This window comes from Desulfatitalea alkaliphila (genome assembly GCF_022968795.1).
Taxonomy (GTDB): Bacteria; Desulfobacterota; Desulfobacteria; order Desulfobacterales; family Desulfosarcinaceae; genus Desulfatitalea; species Desulfatitalea alkaliphila.
The window spans coordinates 49,177-67,986 of sequence record NZ_JALJRB010000026.1 but is presented as its reverse complement, the minus strand read 5'-3'; the positions used below and the strand labels follow the sequence as shown (position 1 = coordinate 67,986).

Genomic DNA, 18,810 nt, shown 5'->3' with positions numbered 1-18,810 from the left:
GAGCAGACAAAAAAATGGTGGTTCTCGAGGGAGCCGGACATTGGCCGATAGAGGAGCCGGGGGCGACACAAATGTTCGAGGCGGTAAGAAGTTTCTTGGGGCATGTGCAGAAAAAATATCGGTAGGGCGTGGCTAAGTATACGCAATCTGCGGCATGCATGGCGGCCAACAAGGGGCTGTTGGCGGACGCCGGGAACAGTGCTTGATTATTAGCCGGGGCTTATGCTCGCCGGCGCCGCAAAGCCGGAACGTCCGGAGTAAACGATTTCCGGTGCTGAACATGTTAAGCCAATGAACAGTCGAAAAACGACTCGACGAATATCAATGCTTTCTGCCTGAGTTTTAACTTTTGGAGCCGCCATGGTCGAATCACCCCAACAGTCACGAGCAGAGCCCCCTTTATCAGTTGAGGCAGAATATACGCCATTCGTAAACTTCGCTATGCAGCAGAACTCGGTTCCACTGCTTCGGGCGCTCTCAGTAACCAACTCTTCCGATAAGCAGACAACTGGTGTGACTGTCCGTGTGTGGAGCGATCCACGGGTCGTCGCAGAGAAAATACTCAGGGTGGAATCCATCGCCCCCAGTACCACATACACATTTTCAGCGCCTGCACTTACACTCCAACGCGGTGCCCTTCGCAAACAGGCCGAGCGAGAGGAGGGGCATTTCTGGATCGAGGCGGTTGCCGATGGGCTTGAACCTACACGGCAGCAGCTTCCCCTGTCCGTTCTTGCCTACAACGAGTGGTACGGCGTCTGCTCACAGCCGGAACTCATTGCCGCCCACGTGCTGCCCAACGATTCGGCCGTAGAGCGCATCCTCGCTGAAGCGTCGAAACTGCTGTTGGAAAAAACACAGGACGGTTCGCTATCAGGATATCAAAGCGGCGGCCCCCGGCGCGCATACTCACAAGCCGCCGCCATCTATTTCGCGGCAGCCCGCCACAAGATCGGTTACATCAATCCCCCGGCGAGCTTCGAAAAAACCGGCCAGAAAGTCAGAACCCCCGCGCACATTCTTACAAGAAAACTCGGAAGCTGCCTGGACACGACGACACTCCTTGCTTCGTGCTTCGAGCAAGCAGGGCTGCGACCGGTAATCGTGTTTGTCGAAGGACACGCATTTCCCGGTGTGTGGCTCGTGGACAAGTCCTTTGACGACACTGTGACTCACCATGCATCGATCCTCCTTAATCGGATCGGCCTTAATGAATTTATTGTTGTGGAATCCACAGGCATAGCAAAGACGCCCCCATTTGCATTCAAGATGGCGCTGGAGCAGGCAAGGAATCAGCTTCAATCTGGTCCAAGTTTCCATTTTGCGGTGGACATAAGGGCCGCCCGCAGGCTCGGTATCCGCCCGCTATCACTTGCCGGAGAGGATGCGGGGACCGCGGACGAGGACATCGGCCTTGATGGCAATGATATGTCACCCTTTGAAGATCTTACCGTGCCGCAGGGAGTTGATGAGGCTGGTACCATGGCGCCGACACGCCCGGCGGGTGATCGGGAGAGCACGGCGGATCGCCTTGCAAAGTGGAAATCCAACCTGCTCGATCTGAGCCTGCGGAACCGCTTGCTCAACTTCAAGGATTCAAAGAAATCGATCCCGCTGCTTTGTCCCGACATCGCGGGCCTTGAGGACGCTCTGGCAGCGAACGAAGGGTTTCGCGTGCGGCCCAAGCCGAAGGTCTGGGACGAATCCGACCCTCGCGATGCGACGTTACACCGGGAACAGACAGGTGCAGATGCCCTGGCCGATTACCTGCGCGAGGAGATGTCCCAGCGGCGCCTGCACGCCGATATTACCGAACGCGAACTGGCCGGCCGCCTCACCCAGGTCGAGCGTGCCGCCCGCCTCGGCTTGGAAGAGGGAGGCGCGAACACGCTGTTCCTTGCGCTCGGCTTCCTTGTTTGGACAGAGGACAAGACAAGTGACATCGAACGCCGTGCTCCGATTCTCCTGATTCCCATGGGTATCGAGCGCAAATCGATTCGCGAGGGATTCCGTATCCAACGCATCGACGAGGAATCGCGCATCAACATCACGCTTCTCCAAAAGCTCAAGATAGACCTCGGCATCACCGTCGACGGCCTGGATCCCTTGCCTGAGGACGCGTCCGGCCTGGACGTGCCGAAGATCCTGCGCACCATCCGCCAGGCGATCAAGCGCGAACCGCGCTGGAAAGTTGAGGAGAGCGCAAGCCTCACAATCCTTACGTTCTCCCGATTCCTGATGTGGCTGGATTTGGAAGCGAATTCCGAGGAGCTCAAGAAGAACGCGGTCGTACAGCACCTGCTCGAATCTCCGAACGAACAGTTCGACCCCGGCGCGACGTTTCCCATACTGGAAACCCTCGACGACGACTATCCGCCATCTGGAACCTTTTGTCCGCTGCACGCCGACTCCTCGCAGCTGCGTGCCATCCACGCCGCGGCGGAGGGGCGCACCTTCGTGCTGCAAGGCCCGCCAGGCACCGGGAAGTCCCAGACCATCACCAACCTGATCGCCCACTGCCTCACCATCGGGAAGCGCGTGTTGTTCGTTGCCCAAAAGCGGGCGGCGCTTGATGTGGTATACAAACGGCTCTCGGAGATCGAACTGGGGCCTTTCTGCATGGAGTTGCACTCGAACAAGACGACGAAAGAGTCTTTCCGCGCGCAGCTGCGCGAGGCGCTCGGTGTGGCCGGTGCCGTGGCCGGCGGACAATGGGAGGCGCGGACAAGCCGCCTTGCCGAGCAGCGCAAAGCACTGAACGAATACGCGCGTGACCTGCACGAGCCCCGGGCGTTCGGCAAAAGCGCCTATTGGATCATTTCCCGGCTGATTGGTCTCAGTGGCGAACCGAAGGTCACGCTGGATCTTGGCGATCCCGACGGACGGACGCATGAGGAGTTCGAGCGAATGCGGGCCATCGTGCGGGAAATGGCCGAAGCCGCCCGGGTGTCCGGCAGCCCGGCGGGGCATCCGCTCGATGCGGTTCGGATGTACGCCTGGAGCTACGGCATCGAGGACGAGGCGGAAAAGGCGATCCAGGCGGCCGAGGAGGCCCATCGTGGCCTGAAAGCCTCGGCGCTGCTGACTCTGCCGGATCTGGGACTCGGGGTTGACGAGGCGTCGTTCTCCGACCTCCAGCTGGCGAGCGGGTTGACCGCCCTGCTGGAGACCGCGCCGGCTGGTGTCACCCGGGCGCTCCTTTCGGAGCCCGATTGGCAGCGCATCAAGTCTGAGCTGACCGAATGGATAGAGCTGGGGCGGACGTGCTCGAAGAAGCGGTCGATTCTGTTGGAATCCAATACCGAGGGCATTTTCGCGCTCGATCTTCCCGCGTTGATCGAAACGCTGCGGACGAGAAAGGACGCCTGGTTCTGGAAAAAGTGGCACATGGGAGGGCTTGTCCGGAAGGCCGTGCTGCCGGTCCGCAAGGACGGCAAGAAGCCCAAGGACCTGACGGCCTTGGAGAAAGAACTCGCACGGGCGCTGACCGTGGTCGAGGAGAGCGCTAAGCTCGAAGCCCATGGTGAGGTCCTCTTGCGGCTCTTCGGTGACTTCTGGCAGCATTTCGAATCGCGTTGGGACGAGATGCGACAGATCGTGGAGTGGTCCGACAAGTGCCGCGCGGTCATCGACCGTGCTCCGGGCACCGGCCTAGAAGCGCAGCCGGGCACCAGGGGTGCATGGCTGCGTCTGGCCACGGAGGGCCGTGCCTTGTTTGCCGCGGATGCGCCTGCCGCCCAGCGGGCGCGGGCGTTTCGGGAAGCCTTTCAGGGCTTCGGGGATCGGCGAAAGCGCCTCGAAAGCCTGCTGCAACTCAACGCCCAGGCGGCCTGGGGCGGCGAGGCCGATGGGAGCATGTTCGAGAATACCGGGACAACCCTGCGGCACCTGGCGGCCAACCTGCCGCGCTTGCGCGAGTGGATTGTCTACCAGGCATCGCGCGCCCAGGTCGCGGAGCTTCGCCTTGCCGAGCTCGCGGAGGCCCTCGAACGCGGAGATATCGGCGTTCACCAGTTGAAATCAACCTTTGAGCACTCCTTTGCCGACTGGTGGGCGAGGACGGTCTTGAAGTCGATCCCGTCCCTCGCCGGGTTCATCGGAGAGCGGCACGACCTGAAGATTCGGGAGTTCCGGGGGCTCGAAACCCAAATTGCCGACCTGACCAGAAAGGAGACCTTCGCCCGGATCGCCGGCAGGATGCCGCGGGCAGCGGCTGCCGGGCAGCGCACGCCGGCCAGCTCCGAGGCCGGATTGCTCCAGCGGTTCGCGCAAGGTGGACGCAAAACGATCCGGCGCATTTTCAGGGAGTGCCCGAATGCGCTGGCCAGGTGCAAGCCCTGCGTGCTCATGAGCCCGCTTTCGGTGGCCCAGTTCATCGGCGCGGACTTCCCGAAGTTCGATATCGTCGTGTTCGACGAGGCGTCGCAGATGCCCACGTACGACGCTATCGGCGCCATCGCGCGCGGGAACCAGCTGCTCGTGGTCGGTGACTCCCGCCAGCTTCCACCCACGAGCTTCTTCGAACGGCAGAAAGGCGATGAGGAGTACAGCGAGGATGATCTGCCGGAGGAACTGGAGAGCATCCTCGAAGAGGCGGAAGCGGCGGGAATAAAGCCGCTGCGCCTCGATTGGCATTACCGCAGCCGCCACGAGAGCCTGATCGCCTTCAGCAACCGCCAATACTACGATAACCGGCTCCACACCTTTCCGGCCGCCCTCGCGGAGCATCCAGGGCTCGGTGTGCGCTGGCGTGAAGTACCGGACGGGGTCTACGACTACGGCAGGTCGCGCACGAACCGCAAGGAGGCGGAAGCGGTGGTGGCCGAGATCGTCCGGAGGCTGCGCGATCCCGAGGAACAGAACAACTCCCTCGGCGTGGTGACCTTCAGCCAGGCGCAGCAAGGGTTGGTCGAGGACCTCCTGGACGCCGCGCGAGGCGAGTACCCGGAAATCGAGCCGTACTTCACGACGGTTTCCGAGCCCGTCTTCGTCAAGAACCTTGAGACGGTCCAGGGCGATGAACGGGACGTGATCCTGTTCTCGATCTGCTACGGGCCGGACCCCGCCGGGATAACCCGTATGAACTTCGGCCCGCTGAACAATAAAGGCGGCGAGCGCCGGCTCAACGTGGCCATCACCCGGGCGCGCAGGCAGTTGCTGGTCTTTTCGCGCCTGGCGCCCGAGCAAATCGACCTATCCCGAACCCAGGCCGTCGGCGTGCGTCACCTGCGGGCCTTTCTGGATTACGTGAAGCGCGGACCGGTCGCATTCGCGGAAGAGGTGCGCCAAACGACCGGGGAGGTGGAATCCGGCTTCGAACAGTCGGTTCTGGATGAATTGACCCAGCGCGGCTGGCGCGTAGATGCGCAGGTAGGTTGTTCAGGGTATCGGATCGATCTGGCCGTCCGCGATCCCGACGCTCCCGGCCGGTACCTTTTAGGCGTCGAGTGCGATGGTGCGAACTACCACAGCGCCAAGTCGGCAAGGGATCGCGACCGGCTCCGCCAGACAGTGCTGGAAGGCCTCGGCTGGCGGTTGCATCGCATTTGGTCGACCGACTGGTGGCTTCAGCGACCCAAGGAGATTGCCAAACTTGAAGAGGCGATCAGGGTATCCAAACAGAAATTTGACGCGGCCAACGACGTTGACCTGAGCCCCCCGGCTAACATCCCTCCGAATTCCGCACCAACCGGTACGCCCGGCAAGCAGGACACGAATCTGCAGTTTGCAAGGGGCGCGGCGGCTGTTGCGCCCCATCCCACTGGTCCCATTCGCGACGGTACCGAGCTTCCGGGGCAGTTGATCTATCGGCGTTACAAGCCGCCGGGTACCAAAACCTTCCAGGGTGAGCTTCACGATCCGAAAAACGCACGACAAGTGCGCGCACTGGTCAAATCGATCGTTGATACTGAGGCCCCCCTTCTGTTCGATTCGCTCTGCTCGGAGGTGGCGTCCCTCTGGGGGCTCAAAAGAACCGGGAACCGCATCCGCACGGCGGTCAAAGACGCAGTGAAGCAGAACGGCCTTCCGGTACGCCGGTCGGGGAAGCGTGCGTTTATCTGGACCAAAGATTTGTCTGAAAGCCCTTACAAGAATTTCCGTATCCCTGGCGAGATGGAGCCAAGGGCGAGAACGGCAGGGGAAATCTGCCCGGAGGAAATCGCCAACGCGGCGTCCCAGATCCTGAAAATGCATATCAGCATGAACCAGGATGACCTTGCGCGAGAAACCGCCAACCTGTTCGGCATTACGCGACTCGGTGTCAATGTGAGCGCGTTTTTCGAGGAAGGCATAGAACTCATGAAGAAAAATGGCAGATGCAGGGTGGACGGCGAAAAACTAGTCAAGGCTTGAAGCATAAGCGTGTCAGGCTGATCGGACAAGCGCTGTTCGTCCAGTAAGTGATGACAAAAACCGGTTTTTTTCTCCGATCGTTCCACACCTTGAGGGGGGCAGATGACAAGACCGAGCAGACGAACATTGCTCCGTTCATTCCTAAAGGATTTGGTTGCGATCCTTCCTTTTTATCTATCGACAGGTTTGGACTTGCGATCCGTTCGTGTGTTTAGACTGCTTCGATTGTTCCGAGTCATTACAATCATGCGGTACAACGCGGCCATGGCGAGACTGAAACATGCGTTTCATCTGGCAAGAGAGGAACTAGTCCTCTATCTAAGCGCCAGTGGGATAATCCTTTATCTCGCCTCGGTTGGCATTTATCACTTCGAGAATCCAGCTCAACCGCAAATCTTTGCCTCTGTCTTTCACTCTATGTGGTGGGCGGTGGCGACATTAACGACCGTGGGATATGGTGACATATATCCTATCACGGCGGGAGGGCGTATCTTTACGGGCCTTGTTTTATTAATTGGGCTCGGAATCGTGGCGGTGCCCGCCGGGGTGGTCGCATCAGCGCTGTCCGAAGCACGGCGCGAAATGGCATGCACACCAGAAGGGAATGATTCGCAGGAACCGAAATGATTGTAATGGAGTCCATAATTGTGTAGATTCAGGGGGTTATCTTATTTCGGATAATCATCCGCGCTGGATATATGCATCCCGTAGCAGTCTGCTTATGCAGATTGCATAATCTATAGTTACACTAAACGAGGAACCTGCACATGTTTTGCCCCGAATGCAAATCCGAATTTATAGAAGGCATCATCAAATGCCCTGAATGCAATGTCGAACTTATTGATGAACTACCAGAAGAGCCTGCCGCTGTATTCGTGGCTTACAAAGAAGCGCTTGCGACATACAATCCTGCTGATATAGCATTTTTAAAATCTGTTCTTGACAGTGAAGGAATACAGTATTTTTTCAAAGGTGAACATTTTATGTATGTTCGACCGTTGGCGGACCCTGCAAGACTTATGATAAGAATTGATCAATTTGAGGAGGCTACCCAGATTTTGAAAGACATTAAATTGTCTTTCATGGGAATAAATCTCGGCAATCAGAATATGGACCACTAACAACTCACTGGTGGCGGACGCGAAGGGGCGGCGTGATTTGCCGAAAAGGCAATAGCAGGTCGATAGTAAGTACCCCGCGCCGCACAGTTCAGGCGTTGTGCCTCAAATAAAAGCGGCCTCACAAAAATGGAAGGCCGCAAACTAAAAACAAATGAGTAATTGGAATACCGATATATCAATGATGGGCAACCCGCTCCAATTCTTCCCGAATTACCTGGCGGATAACTGTCTCATCGAGAGGCTTTCCGCTTTTTGAAATATATTCTCTAAGTGCTTCATTAATCATGGTTTGGTAACCATATCCAGTTTTGTCCGCTCTTTCACGGAAATCTTCAATAATATCCGTATCAAGATACATGGTAATCCTGGTTTTACCCTTAGTGGGTGCAACCGGGCCTCTTTTGGCATTTTCAAAATTATATTCCTTCTTCATATTGTGTCCTTTCCTTGCGGGTCGCTTTTCTGGCTGAAATCAATCGAATGGTATCCGATCTGTATGAATAAACGACGGCGAGTATTCGTCCAACTGAATCCGTCCCAATGGTCACATATCGTAGTTCATTTGCAACTATTTGTTCTTCAATGGTCATGGCAAAGGAGTCATAAAGGACCATTTCAGCATCGGAGAATTCCCATGTTTCTTAAGGTTGGTCTCAGCCTTATTTGGGTCCCAGATAATGTCCATGGCCAAAATATACATACATTATATGTATTCGTCAACGGGCGATTTTTATGATGCATAAGCCATTAAAATAACAATATAAAGGCACAACATGTAAATTCACTGGACGCGAAGGGCAATAGCGCGAGGTCGGAGAAGCCGTAGCAGCTCGCCAGCCTTCCGCGCGCCGGTGATTAAATCGTTGTACCTCTATCGAAAGGATTTCTCATGAGCCGCATGAACCCTTATGACAAAGACACTACCATTGCATTGCTTAAGAAAAAATCTGCCGTTGTGGAAAACAAAACGTGGCTTAGGCATTCAGAGGTGATGCGGTTTCGATTCCCTTGCTGGTGAAACTCGTTTTCCCCGATAGAATGAGGGCATTCCAAGACGACCAAGACCGCCAACGGCAAAACGCAGCGAACACTGGCTTCGCACGATGGTGCGCGAATACACCCAATGTGCTTGATCCGTCCATCGCCGAGGCTTTTGGCTGGAAGAGCGTCGTGGTCGAATGGCTCTCGCCTGTTCAGAATGACGCGTACGCCGATTATTACGACCAGGCATTCTCAGTGGTCAGTGAATTATGGATCACGGCTTAACCGGTGACGGTACTGATATCTGTATGCAAGCTGATAACCTTCACCCCAGGATGAACCGCTTAACAAGCATTTGATTTGCAGCTCGTGTCTATTTGTGTCAAGGGTGCCACATTTCTTGTTTGGCCTTTCCTTGACAATCCCCGCCGGTCACGTTAGGACCTATATGCATGTGCATCAATCACCATCAATGGTTCGAATGACGCTGGACTTCTAATTCCTACGGCGCCAAGGGTTCAGGACCCACCCCGAACGCCGATCCCGCCCCCGTGCCGATTCGCAAGCAGAACGGGCCCGTAGCGACCGATATTGAAACCGCGATCCGACGCCCGGTGGGCATCAAACCCCTGTTCGTGTTCCACAAATAAATAGGGAGGTACAACCGATGTGCGGAATTGCAGGATGCTTCGGCATCGACGACACCCAAACCATCACCCGAATGCTGGATGCCATGCCACACCGAGGACCGGACGATCGCGGTATATTCCAACACGGGGCCGCCGTTCTGGGACACACCCGGCTGTCCATCGTGGACGTGGCCCGGGGCCACCAGCCCATTCTGGCCGACAACGGAAGGGCCGGCATCATCTGCAATGGTGAAATCTACAATTTTCAAGCCCTCCGGGATCGACTGACCGCCGATTACACCTTCGCCACCCATTCCGATTCGGAAGTCATTCTGCATTTGTACCGCCAAAAAGGACCGCACTGCGTGCACGATCTGGACGGCATGTTCGCATTCGCCCTTTTCGACGGTGACAATTTTATGCTGGCCCGCGACCCCGTGGGCATCAAACCACTCTACTACGGCCACCTGCATGATCGCCTTTACTTCAGTTCCGAACTGGGGGCCATGAGTTTGGCCGGGCTGGACCAGGTGCATGAATTTCCCTGCGGCCACTATTACACCCCGTCCGAGGGTTTCGTGCCTTACTACCAGGTGCCGCCGCCCGCCCAAAGGCCGATGGTCGATGTGAGCGAAGCGGGGCGCCGCATCCGCGATACCCTGGACCGGTCCGTCACCAAACGCCTGCTTTCCGATCCCCGGATCCAGGTGGGCGCCTTTTGCAGCGGCGGCTTGGACAGCAGCTTGATCGCGGCCATCGCCGCCCAGCAGATCCCCTATTTGCATACCTTCGCCGTCGGCATGCGGGATGCTGCCGGCAAGGAAAGCGACGACCTCAAAGCCGGCCGGCGGGTCGCGGCCCACATCGGCTCGGACCACCACGAGTACATCTTCACCGAAGAGGAGTATTACGAAGTCCTGCCACTGGTGATTCGAACCCTCGAAACCTACGACCCCGCCTTGGTGCGCTGTGCCGTACCGTGCTATTTCACCTGCAAACTGGCGGCCCGATACGTCACGGTGGTGCTGACCGGAGAGGGGGCCGACGAACTGTTCGCCGGCTACCATTATATGAAACGACTGTCGCCGGATGCCCTGAATCAGGAGGTGCAACGCCTGGTGGCGGGGGTTCACAACATCAACCTGCAACGGGCCGACCGCATGGGCATGCACTTCAGCCTGGAGCTGCGGGTACCGTTTTTCGACACGGCCATGATCGATCTGGCCATGCGCATCGCACCGGATTTGAAGATTCGCGCCGTCAACGGCGCCAAGGTGGAAAAATGGATTCTGCGCAAAGCCTTCGAGGGCTCGGGTTTGATCCCCGACGACATCCTGTGGCGTTACAAGGTGCAGTACACCCAAGGCGCGGGATGTGAGGACCTGGGAGAACGGTTGGCGGAGCGGGAGATTTCCGATGAAGAGATGGCGCGCATCCGGAAGGCCCACCCCGCAGCGGTGATCAACAGCAAGGAGGCGGCCTACTATTTCAAGATCTTTAGACGCTACCACCCCCAGGACTCCCTGTTGCCGTCCATCGGTATCTGGACGGGATTCGATTTCGACGAGGAACGGGAAAAAATCAGCGGCACGATGAAAGATGCGGCCACCGCCACCTGACCGAGGGCGGCAGACGGCGTAAGGGCTCGCGAAACAAGTAAAACCGTAAAACAAAGGAGCGCAAATGAGTGGTTGGATAGCGATCATCGGCAACGGCGTGGCCGGGCAGTGGCGCCTCATGTTGGACCGTATTGCCCATCGCGGACCCGATATCGGCGGCTGGACCAAGTGTAAAACGGCGACCATCGGCCAGAACTACCTGCCGGCGGACGTGGGCGGCGATCCGGGCCGGATACCGGTGCCGCTGGTGGACACCTCGCCGGCCCACCACATCATCGGCTTCGACGGCCAGATCACCAATTGGGCGCCCCTGGCGGAACAGCTCGGCGTCGGAGAAGGCCCTTATCGCCAAGAGCGCATTCTGCTGCGCCTCCATGAACGCCACGGCACCGAAATGTTCCAATACCTGGACGATGCCATCTTCACTTTCATCATCGCCGACGACAACGGCGTCCTGGCCGCCCGGGACCTGCTGGGCATCAAAACCCTGTTCTACGGCCGCAAAGACGACGCCGTCTATCTGGGATCGGAGCTCAAAAGCGTGCTGGCGATCACCGACGAGGTGTATGAATTCCCCCCCGGCCACTACATGGATCAAAGCGGCGCCCTGCACCCCTTTGCCGCCCTGCCGGCCCAGCCGCCCCAGCCGTTGTGCACCGACACCGGCCAAGCCGTGGCCGACATCCGGCGCATCATCGACAACAGCCTGGCGGCGCAGGTGGATTTCACCCGCCCCACGGGCAGTCTGCTCAGCGGCGGGATCGACAGCAGCGTGGTGGCCATGCTGGCCGCCCGCGCTTGCCGGAAAAAATTGGGTGACGACAAGCGTTTGAAAACCTTTGCCTTGGGAGTGGGAGAAAGCGAAGACATCCGCAACGCCCGCCTGGTGGCCGACCACATCGGCGCCGACCACCACGAAATGATCATCGACCTGGACACCATGCTGGGTGTGCTGGACGACGTGATCTACCATCTTGAATCCTTCGATCCTTCCCTGGTACGCAGCGCGGTCTCCAACTACCTGATCTCGCGCCACGCGCGCGAACATGGGATTGAAGTGCTGCTCTCCGGCGAGGGGGGCGACGAGGTGTTTTGCGGCTATCTGTTTTTGAAGGAGCGGCCGCCGGAAGAGATGTTCGCCGGTCAACTGTTGGTGTTGCGGGCGCTGCACAGCAACGCCGCATTGCGCCTGGACCGCATGAACCAGTGCAACGGCCTGCGGGTGGTAACCCCCTTGATTTCCGGAGAGTTGCTGCGCGCCGCCATGGCCATGGCGCCGGAATTGAAGATCCGGCCCAACGGCAGCGAGAAGATTGAGAAGTGGGTTTTCCGCCAGGCCTACGCCGACGATCTGCCGGAGCAGATCACCTGGCGCCTCAAGCAGGAGTTTTCACAAGGATCCGGCTCCGCGGCGCCCCTGACCGTCCATTTCGAGAAGATGTTCGACGATGACCGGCTGGCCGCCGCCCAAGCGCAATGCCCGCTGATCCGCAGCAAGGAGGAGTTGTACTACTACAACATCTTCACGCGCCACTTCGGCACCGGTCATGCGGTCCAGACCGTGGGCCAGTGGACGACGCTCTGATGGCCGCCTGAAAAGCGAATTTATTTTTTCGCGAACCCCGAGCCCTAAAGGTGATAATCCCCCGCGGCTTCGGGTTGGTAGAGAATCTCCTCGATCCGGATGCGTCGCACGCCGCCCGGCACACGCCACTTTACCTCGTCCCCTTTGGCGTAGCCCAGGATGGCCGTGCCGATGGGGGCCAACACGGAAATGGCACCGGCACCGGCATCGGCATCCCGGGGAAAGACCAGGGTCAGGGTGCGGGTTGTGTCGCTATCCAAATCGCGCAAAACCACCTTGGCGTTCATGGTCACCACATCCGGGCCTATCTCCTTGGAGGTAACGATTTCGGCCTGGTCCAGCTCGTCGGCCAAGGCTTCAAGATCGTCACGCCCGCCACCGAACTCCTCGGCCACCGCGATCAGCTCTTCCAGACGCGCCTTGTCGAATTGGGTGATATAAATGGTTCTTTCCGTCATGATCGTCCCCCGATGTGGTGAAATCCGGCGGGTGGCCCTCGGCACCGGCCGGATGGGCCGTCCCGCACCGTCGCAACAAATCACCATATGGCTCGCCGGTTGTCAATAGCGGGATGCGCGCGCACTGTCGCGTCGCAGAAGCGACCAACACGGTTGACCCATTATGAGCCCTAACGCCCTTCCAGCACCTGCCGGCTGCGCTTGACGGCGCACAGGTCGCCGCACATGGTGCACACATGCTCATCCAAAGGCTTTGACGATTCCCGGTAGGCGCGCGCCTTGTCCGGATCCATGGCCAGTTCCATCATACGCGGCCAGTCCAGCTCCTTGCGGGCGTGGCTCATGGCGTTGTCCCAATCCATGGCGCCGGGGATGCCCTTGGCGATGTCGGCAGCATGGGCGGCGATGCGGGCGGCCACGATGCCTTCCTTCATGTCGTCCGCATCGGGCAGGCGCAAATGCTCGGCCGGGGTGACGTAACAGAGAAAGTCGGCGCCGTGGGCCCCAGCCAGGGCACCGCCGATGGCCGAAGTGATGTGGTCGTAGCCCGGCGCCACGTCGGTGACGATGGGGCCCAGGACATAGAAGGGGGCGCCGTGGCAGAGCTTCTTTTGCAACTGCATGTTGGCCGCCACCTCGTGGAGCGGCACGTGCCCCGGCCCTTCGATCATCACCTGCACATCGGCCCGCCAGGCGCGCAGGGTCAGCTCCCCCAGGATGATCAACTCCTGGATCTGGGCCGCATCGGTGGCATCGTGCAGGGAGCCGGGCCGCAAACCGTCGCCCAGGCTGATGGTCACATCGTGGGCGCGGCAGATCTCCAGCAGGCGGTCGAAGTGTTCGTAGAATGGATTTTCGCATTCATTGGCGTCCATCCAGTGCAGCAAAATAGCGCCGCCGCGACTGACCACGTGGGTCAAGCGCGGCCGGCGGCGCAGCCGGTCCACGGCGGCGCGGGTCAATCCGGCGTGGATGGTGATGAAGTCCACGCCGTCGGCGGCATGCAGCGCCACGGTGTCGAAGAAGTCGTCCACGGAGATGTCCGGAACGCTCTTACCGTAGCGCGCCACGGCGTCATAGACCGGCACCGTGCCGATCATCACCGGGCTGATCTCGATGGCCCGGCGCCGGAAGGCGCGGGTGTCGCCGAAGGTGCTCAGATCCATGATGGCGTCGGCCTTGAGGGCCACGGCCCGCCGCACCTTCTCGATTTCCAGATCCACATTGCAGCAATCCTCCGACACACCGAGGTTGACGTTAATTTTGGTGCGCAGCCCCCGACCCACGCCGCCGGCCACCAAATGGGTGTGATGCGGGTTGGCCGGTATGGCGATGCGCCCGGCCGCCACGGCCGAAACCAAATCATCGCGGTCGACCGTTTCGGCAGCCAGCAGTTGTTCCATTTGAGGGGTGACAATGTTGTCGCGGGCGGCCGCCATCTGGGTTTTCATGGTTTTGCTCCTTGTTTGGATTTTTCACTTTGAACTTCAAGCGCCCCCCACCATTCACCGGGCAGCGCCCTCACCCATCATCCCTTGCAGCTCACCTACCTTCCCGGCGATGTCTTGTGCGCCGACGATCTCGGTGACCAGGCAAAAAGTGCGTGCGCCATGGCGGGCCACTTGGGAGATGTTATGGGCCTTGATGCCGCCGATGGCGGCGATGGGCAATCGGCTGTTTTGCACCGCCCAGGTCAGATATTCGAATCCCACGGGATCGACCACATCGGCCTTGGTCCGGGTGCTGAAGATGGGACCAACGCCGATGTAGTCGGCACCTTGCGCCTCGGCCTGCCGGATCTGCTCCGGAGCGTGGGTGGACAAACCGATGATTTTGTCCGGGCCGACAAGCCGGCGCACTTCGGGCACGGGCAGGTCGTCCTGGCCCACATGCACCCCGTCGGCATCCACCAGCAGGGCGATGTCCACGTAGTCATTGACGATGAAGGGGATGCCGGCGTCACGCGTCAAGGCCCGAATGCGCCGGCACTCGGTCAGCATCTGCCGGTGGCTTTTGTCGGGCCGCTTTTCGCGGTACTGGATGACGGCGATGCCGCCGCGGATCATCTCCCGCACCACCGTTTCGTTACTGCGGCCCTTGGAGAATTTTTCAGCGGTGATACCGTAGATGCCGCCGGGCAGTATGGGTTTTTGCTCACTCATAGTAACCTCCCCGTTCCAGAACGATATGGGCCATCATGGCGGCCACCAAGGCCACTTTGGGACCGTGGCAAGGGGCTTGGGCCGCCTCGGTGGCAAAATCCCCCACAATGGTGCAGCCGCCCAAAGTGCGCACCCCGATCCGATCCAACCGGGTGCCGGCCACGCCGCAGGCGGCGACCATGGGAATACGGGCGACGGACATGGCCTCCAGCAGCGCTTTCTTCTCCGCCGCCCCGTCGAACCCTTCCACCACCAGATCGCAATCAGCGAAGACGGTGGTCATACGTTCGGCATCCAGCCGTGCGTTCTCGGTTTCAATGACCGCGTCCGGCACGATACGCCGCAGGTTCGCGGCCAGCGCGGCCGCCTTGGGCCGGCCGAGTTGATCGTGAAAGTAGAACTGCCGGTTGAGATTGGACAATTCCACCCTATCGAAGTCCACGATCTTCAAACAGCGCACCCCGGCCCGCACCAGGTGGACCGCCACATTGGAGCCGATGCCGCCCGCGCCGGCGATGCCGATCTTCTTCATCCGATGCTGTCCCAATCTTTGCAAACCGGTTGATAGCCTTGGGCGGCGATGGCCTGCGCCACCAGTGCCACCGCTCGTTGATCGGCGATCTCGAACTGCGGCGTCTCGCGCCGTTCGGGCGCCGCATACCCCCCCACGCCGGTACAACTGCCCGCCGACAAGCGAGTGACGCCCAAGGGCACCAGCCGATCCCTGAAGGCGGCCCGCTCCCGGGTGGAGACGGTGATGCCCGCGCGGGGCAAAAAGAGCCGCAAGGCCAAAAGAAATTGAACGAACTCCCGGTCGCTGACCGGATGCAACGGCTGGAACCCTCCTTCGGCCGGGTTGATACGGGGCAGCGACAGGCCCACCTCGGTGGCCAGGTAGCGATCATCCAGGTAGCGGGCATGCAGGCCGGCGAAAAACACCTCGCGCCGCTTTTTCCCCAGGCCCAGCAAGGGGCCGATGTTCACGGCCCGGAAACCGGCCCGCGCGCCGCGCTCGGGGGCGTCGAGGCGGAAGCGGTAGTCGGTCTTGGGACCGGCCTGGTGAACCCGGCGGTAAACCGCCTCGTCGTACACCTCCTGGTAGAGGGTGAGCCCGTCCACCCCCACCGCCTTGAGCCGCCGGTATGCTTCCGTCGCCATGGGGAACATCTCGATGGCCACCGAGGCGAAGTACTGCTTGAGCAGGGCCAGGGCCGCCTCGATGTAGTCCATGGGGGTCACCTCCGGTGCCTCGCCGGTGAGCACCAGCAGGTGCCGCATGCCGGTGGCCGCGATGGCCCGGCCCTCGGCGGCGATCTCTTCCAGGCTCAGCTTGCGCCGCCCGATGGCGTGGCTGCGGTTGAACCCGCAGTAAAGACACTGGTTGGCGCAGTGGTTGGCGATATAGAGGGGAATGAACAGCTGGATGGTACGTCCGAAGTACTGCACGGTCAGTTGTTGGGCCGCCCGGGCCATGGGTTCCAGAAAATCGGCGGCCCGGGGGCTGAGCAGCACCAGCAGATCCCGTTCACCGCGGCGCTCCTTGGCGAGCACGCGCATCACATCCGCTTCCGTTACGGCGGCGAAAAACCCGTCGAAGTCGAAATCGCGATAACACTGCAGAACTTCGTAAAAGGACATGATTCAATCCTCTGCACCGAGAAACCCGGTCAAGGGCGAAGATGCACGGGCTTCCCGGCTCTCTTCGGCCATGCGGGCCAGAAAGGCCATCCGCCCTGCCGTCACCGCCAGGGCAAAGGCCCGCCCCATGGCCACCGGATCCTCCGCCGTGGCGATGGCGGTGTTGACCAGCACGGCGTCGGCCCCCATCTCCATGGCCGCGGCGGCGTGGGAGGGCCGCCCGATGCCGGCATCCACCACCACCGGCACCCGGCAGTTTTCGATCAGCAGCGCGATCAACGAGGCGGTCTCCAGGCCCCGGTTGGAGCCGATCGGCGCCCCCAGGGGCATCACCGCGGCCGCCCCGGCATCCTCCAGCCGCTTGGCCAGGGTCAGATCGGGCAGCACATAGGGCAGCACCACGAACCCCTCCTCGGCCAGGATCCCGGTGGCCTTGAGGGTTTCCCAGTTGTCGGGCATCAGGTACTTGGTGTCGGTGATCACCTCAATCTTGATGAAATCCCCGCAGCCGGCGGCCCGGGCGATGCGGGCGATGCGCACGGCCTCCTCGGCGGTACGCGCTCCGGAGGTGTTGGGCAGCAGGGTGACCCCCGGCGGTATGTGATCCAGGACATTCCCCGGCCCGGCCTCGGCGTCGATGCGCCGCAACGCCACCGTGATCATCTGCGATCCGCTGCTCGCCAGCATCCTTGGAATCCGGGCATCGTCGGCGAACTTGCCGGTGCCCGTAAACAGACGGCTGGTGAAGCCGTGGCCACCGATCGTCAACACATCGTCGTCCATCCGGTCATCCTCCTCCCACGAAACGCAGCAGCTCCACCACATCGCCCTCTTGCAGCGCCACCTGCGCCCAGCGCTCCCGCGGCACCACCTCGCGGTTGTGCTCCAGCACCAGATGCTCCGGAGCAAGCCCCTTGCGGCGCACCATCTCCTCGAGGGTCTCCTGCGCGATCCGTTCCAGCTGTCCGTTGATCGTGATTTGCATGATCCATTCCCCGCATAAAAAAAGCCGCCGTCCCCATCGAAGGGTCGGCGGCCGGATCACTTTAATGAAAGTTGTGTCTGCCTCGCCACTTCCCTTCGCCGGTATTACCCGGATCAGGTTCCAAGGGTTGGATGAGATCCTCTCAGCGTCAATCGCACCCCTAGGGCTTATGTCGGTCTTTAAATTCCTATAGGGGGTTTGGATGCGGATGTCAATGGGGCCAAAAGAAAATGCGCCTATGTACAAAGCCCAAGTCGGGACTTGCCCCATTGGCAATCGAAATCGAAATCGGTATCGGTATCGGTATCGAAATCTAAATCGAAGCGAACCGAGGCCCAAAAGAGCTCGCGTTCACTGGCGCACAAACCGGTTGCACAGGGCGCCGATGCCCTCGATGCGGCACACCACCTCGTCGCCGTCTTGCAGCACCACCGGCGGGTCACGGAAGATGCCCACCCCGGCCGGGGTGCCGGTGGCGATCACGTCGCCGGGCAACAGGGTGATATCGGTGCTGATATCGGCGATGATGGCCGGCACATCGAACATCATGTCGCGGGTGTTGCCGTCCTGCATCAACCGGCCGTTCACGGTGGCCGTCAACCGCAGGTTGTGCAGATCGGGGATCTCGTCCAAGGTCACCAGAGCCGGTCCCAGGGGGGCGAAGGTGTCGAAGGACTTGCCCCGGAACCACTGGGAATCGGCGAACTGGGCCTGGCGCCCGGACACATCGTTCATCACCGTCACACCGGCGATGTGTTCCAGGGCCTGATTCCGTTCAATGCCCTTGCCTTCTTTGCCGATCACCAGCGCCAACTCCACCTCCCAATCCACCTGCCCCGAACTGCGGGGCAGCAGCACCGTATCGCAGGGACCGTTGAGAGTGTTGGGGCTCTTGCAGAATAGCAACGGTGCGCTGGGGGCATCGAAACCGCCCTCCCGAGCATGCTCCCGGTAGTTTTTGCCCAAGCATATGATTTTGGAGGGCCGCACCACCGGCGGCCCCAGGCGCACCGTCATTTTCTGTGCGGGCAAGTTGCGCCCTGCAAGGCGCCGGGGCCAATCCTGCCTGAAAAACGATTCGCCGATATCGGGAATGTCGGGATGGATGGCGCGCAAATCCACAATGCCGTCGGGTTGTTCCAATCCCGGCCGTTCTTGCCCGTGGGCGCCGAATCGAATCAATCGCATGGGTTTCCCTTTCGCCGGTGGTGTCTTATAATTGTGTTTGCGCAACTATTGACAGGAAAGGGGCGACCTGTAAACCCGGTTTCAGGGCAA

Annotated in this window: 14 protein-coding genes, 1 pseudogene and 1 riboswitch; of the genes and pseudogenes, 5 read left to right on the top strand and 10 right to left on the bottom strand. The window is 60.1% G+C overall.

Going from position 1 to position 18,810, the window contains the following annotated elements; translation table 11 throughout:
- Positions 1–567 precede the first annotated feature (567 nt).
- The 3 genes from MRX98_RS17965 to MRX98_RS17955 all read left to right on the top strand — a co-directional run bounded on the left by MRX98_RS17965 (position 568) and on the right by MRX98_RS17955 (position 7,475).
- Positions 568–6,354, top strand: a complete 5,787-nt coding sequence (locus MRX98_RS17965) for a DUF3320 domain-containing protein (protein ID WP_246913283.1) — start codon at positions 568–570, stop codon at positions 6,352–6,354.
- Between the two features lie 102 nt (positions 6,355–6,456).
- Positions 6,457–6,981 carry an ion transporter gene (locus MRX98_RS17960; RefSeq protein WP_246913281.1) on the top strand — a complete coding sequence of 175 codons (525 nt, stop codon included), beginning with the start codon at positions 6,457–6,459 and terminating at the stop codon, positions 6,979–6,981.
- Positions 6,982–7,121: 140 nt separating this feature from the next.
- On the top strand, positions 7,122–7,475 hold the full coding sequence (locus MRX98_RS17955; protein WP_246913279.1) for a putative signal transducing protein: 354 nt from the start codon (positions 7,122–7,124) through the stop codon (positions 7,473–7,475).
- Between the two features lie 175 nt (positions 7,476–7,650).
- Here the strand turns inward: MRX98_RS17955 and MRX98_RS17950 are convergent, their stop codons facing one another.
- Positions 7,651–7,908: a BrnA antitoxin family protein gene (locus tag MRX98_RS17950; protein ID WP_246913277.1), complete on the bottom strand. Its 258-nt coding sequence runs from the start codon at positions 7,906–7,908 to the stop codon at positions 7,651–7,653.
- Positions 7,892–8,095, bottom strand: a pseudogene (locus MRX98_RS22275) (BrnT family toxin); the annotation flags it as partial. The gene MRX98_RS17950 and the pseudogene MRX98_RS22275, both read right to left, overlap by 17 nt.
- A gap of 1,028 nt (positions 8,096–9,123) precedes the next feature.
- Here MRX98_RS22275 and asnB point away from each other — a divergent pair.
- Positions 9,124–10,704, top strand: a complete 1,581-nt coding sequence (gene asnB, locus MRX98_RS17945; RefSeq protein WP_246913275.1) for an asparagine synthase B — start codon at positions 9,124–9,126, stop codon at positions 10,702–10,704.
- 64 nt (positions 10,705–10,768) lie between these two features.
- Positions 10,769–12,289, top strand: a complete 1,521-nt coding sequence (locus tag MRX98_RS17940; RefSeq protein ID WP_246913274.1) for an asparagine synthase-related protein — start codon at positions 10,769–10,771, stop codon at positions 12,287–12,289.
- A 44-nt stretch (positions 12,290–12,333) separates the two neighbouring features.
- Here the strand turns inward: MRX98_RS17940 and rnk are convergent, their stop codons facing one another.
- The 8 genes from rnk to MRX98_RS17900 all read right to left on the bottom strand — a co-directional run bounded on the left by rnk (position 12,334) and on the right by MRX98_RS17900 (position 18,720).
- Positions 12,334–12,747: a nucleoside diphosphate kinase regulator gene (gene rnk / locus MRX98_RS17935; RefSeq protein ID WP_246913271.1), complete on the bottom strand. Its 414-nt coding sequence runs from the start codon at positions 12,745–12,747 to the stop codon at positions 12,334–12,336.
- A gap of 170 nt (positions 12,748–12,917) precedes the next feature.
- Positions 12,918–14,198 carry a phosphomethylpyrimidine synthase ThiC gene (gene thiC / locus MRX98_RS17930; protein ID WP_246913269.1) on the bottom strand — a complete coding sequence of 427 codons (1,281 nt, stop codon included), beginning with the start codon at positions 14,196–14,198 and terminating at the stop codon, positions 12,918–12,920.
- Positions 14,199–14,252: 54 nt separating this feature from the next.
- The gene (thiE, locus tag MRX98_RS17925) at positions 14,253–14,909 is read right to left on the bottom strand and encodes a thiamine phosphate synthase (protein WP_246913268.1); all 657 of its coding nucleotides are present in this window, start codon (positions 14,907–14,909) and stop codon (positions 14,253–14,255) included.
- Positions 14,902–15,441: a sulfur carrier protein ThiS adenylyltransferase ThiF gene (thiF, locus tag MRX98_RS17920; RefSeq protein WP_246913262.1), complete on the bottom strand. Its 540-nt coding sequence runs from the start codon at positions 15,439–15,441 to the stop codon at positions 14,902–14,904. Before thiF ends, thiE begins: the two co-directional genes overlap by 8 nt.
- Positions 15,438–16,547: a 2-iminoacetate synthase ThiH gene (gene thiH / locus MRX98_RS17915; protein WP_246913260.1), complete on the bottom strand. Its 1,110-nt coding sequence runs from the start codon at positions 16,545–16,547 to the stop codon at positions 15,438–15,440. The genes thiF and thiH overlap by 4 nt, the downstream gene beginning before the upstream one ends.
- 3 nt (positions 16,548–16,550) lie before the next feature.
- The gene (locus MRX98_RS17910; protein WP_246913259.1) at positions 16,551–17,330 is read right to left on the bottom strand and encodes a thiazole synthase; all 780 of its coding nucleotides are present in this window, start codon (positions 17,328–17,330) and stop codon (positions 16,551–16,553) included.
- 4 nt (positions 17,331–17,334) lie between these two features.
- Positions 17,335–17,532: a sulfur carrier protein ThiS gene (gene thiS, locus MRX98_RS17905; RefSeq protein ID WP_246913257.1), complete on the bottom strand. Its 198-nt coding sequence runs from the start codon at positions 17,530–17,532 to the stop codon at positions 17,335–17,337.
- Positions 17,533–17,605: 73 nt separating this feature from the next.
- Positions 17,606–17,704: riboswitch (TPP riboswitch) on the bottom strand.
- A gap of 179 nt (positions 17,705–17,883) precedes the next feature.
- The gene (locus tag MRX98_RS17900; protein WP_246913256.1) at positions 17,884–18,720 is read right to left on the bottom strand and encodes a fumarylacetoacetate hydrolase family protein; all 837 of its coding nucleotides are present in this window, start codon (positions 18,718–18,720) and stop codon (positions 17,884–17,886) included.
- Between the last annotated feature and the right edge of the window lie 90 nt (positions 18,721–18,810).

Excerpts from the sequence above, each read along its gene's own strand:
- MRX98_RS17960 (WP_246913281.1), top strand. The coding sequence starts at position 6,457 with ATGACAAGACCGAGCAGACGAACATTGCTCCGTTCATTCCTAAAGGAT.
- MRX98_RS17955 (WP_246913279.1), top strand. The coding sequence starts at position 7,122 with ATGTTTTGCCCCGAATGCAAATCCGAATTTATAGAAGGCATCATCAAA.
- MRX98_RS17950 (WP_246913277.1), bottom strand. The coding sequence starts at position 7,908 with ATGAAGAAGGAATATAATTTTGAAAATGCCAAAAGAGGCCCGGTTGCA.
- asnB (WP_246913275.1), top strand. The coding sequence starts at position 9,124 with ATGTGCGGAATTGCAGGATGCTTCGGCATCGACGACACCCAAACCATC.
- MRX98_RS17940 (WP_246913274.1), top strand. The coding sequence starts at position 10,769 with ATGAGTGGTTGGATAGCGATCATCGGCAACGGCGTGGCCGGGCAGTGG.
- rnk (WP_246913271.1), bottom strand. The coding sequence starts at position 12,747 with ATGACGGAAAGAACCATTTATATCACCCAATTCGACAAGGCGCGTCTG.
- thiC (WP_246913269.1), bottom strand. The coding sequence starts at position 14,198 with ATGAAAACCCAGATGGCGGCCGCCCGCGACAACATTGTCACCCCTCAA.
- thiE (WP_246913268.1), bottom strand. The coding sequence starts at position 14,909 with ATGAGTGAGCAAAAACCCATACTGCCCGGCGGCATCTACGGTATCACC.
- thiF (WP_246913262.1), bottom strand. The coding sequence starts at position 15,441 with ATGAAGAAGATCGGCATCGCCGGCGCGGGCGGCATCGGCTCCAATGTG.
- thiH (WP_246913260.1), bottom strand. The coding sequence starts at position 16,547 with ATGTCCTTTTACGAAGTTCTGCAGTGTTATCGCGATTTCGACTTCGAC.
- MRX98_RS17910 (WP_246913259.1), bottom strand. The coding sequence starts at position 17,330 with ATGGACGACGATGTGTTGACGATCGGTGGCCACGGCTTCACCAGCCGT.
- thiS (WP_246913257.1), bottom strand. The coding sequence starts at position 17,532 with ATGCAAATCACGATCAACGGACAGCTGGAACGGATCGCGCAGGAGACC.
- MRX98_RS17900 (WP_246913256.1), bottom strand. The coding sequence starts at position 18,720 with ATGCGATTGATTCGATTCGGCGCCCACGGGCAAGAACGGCCGGGATTG.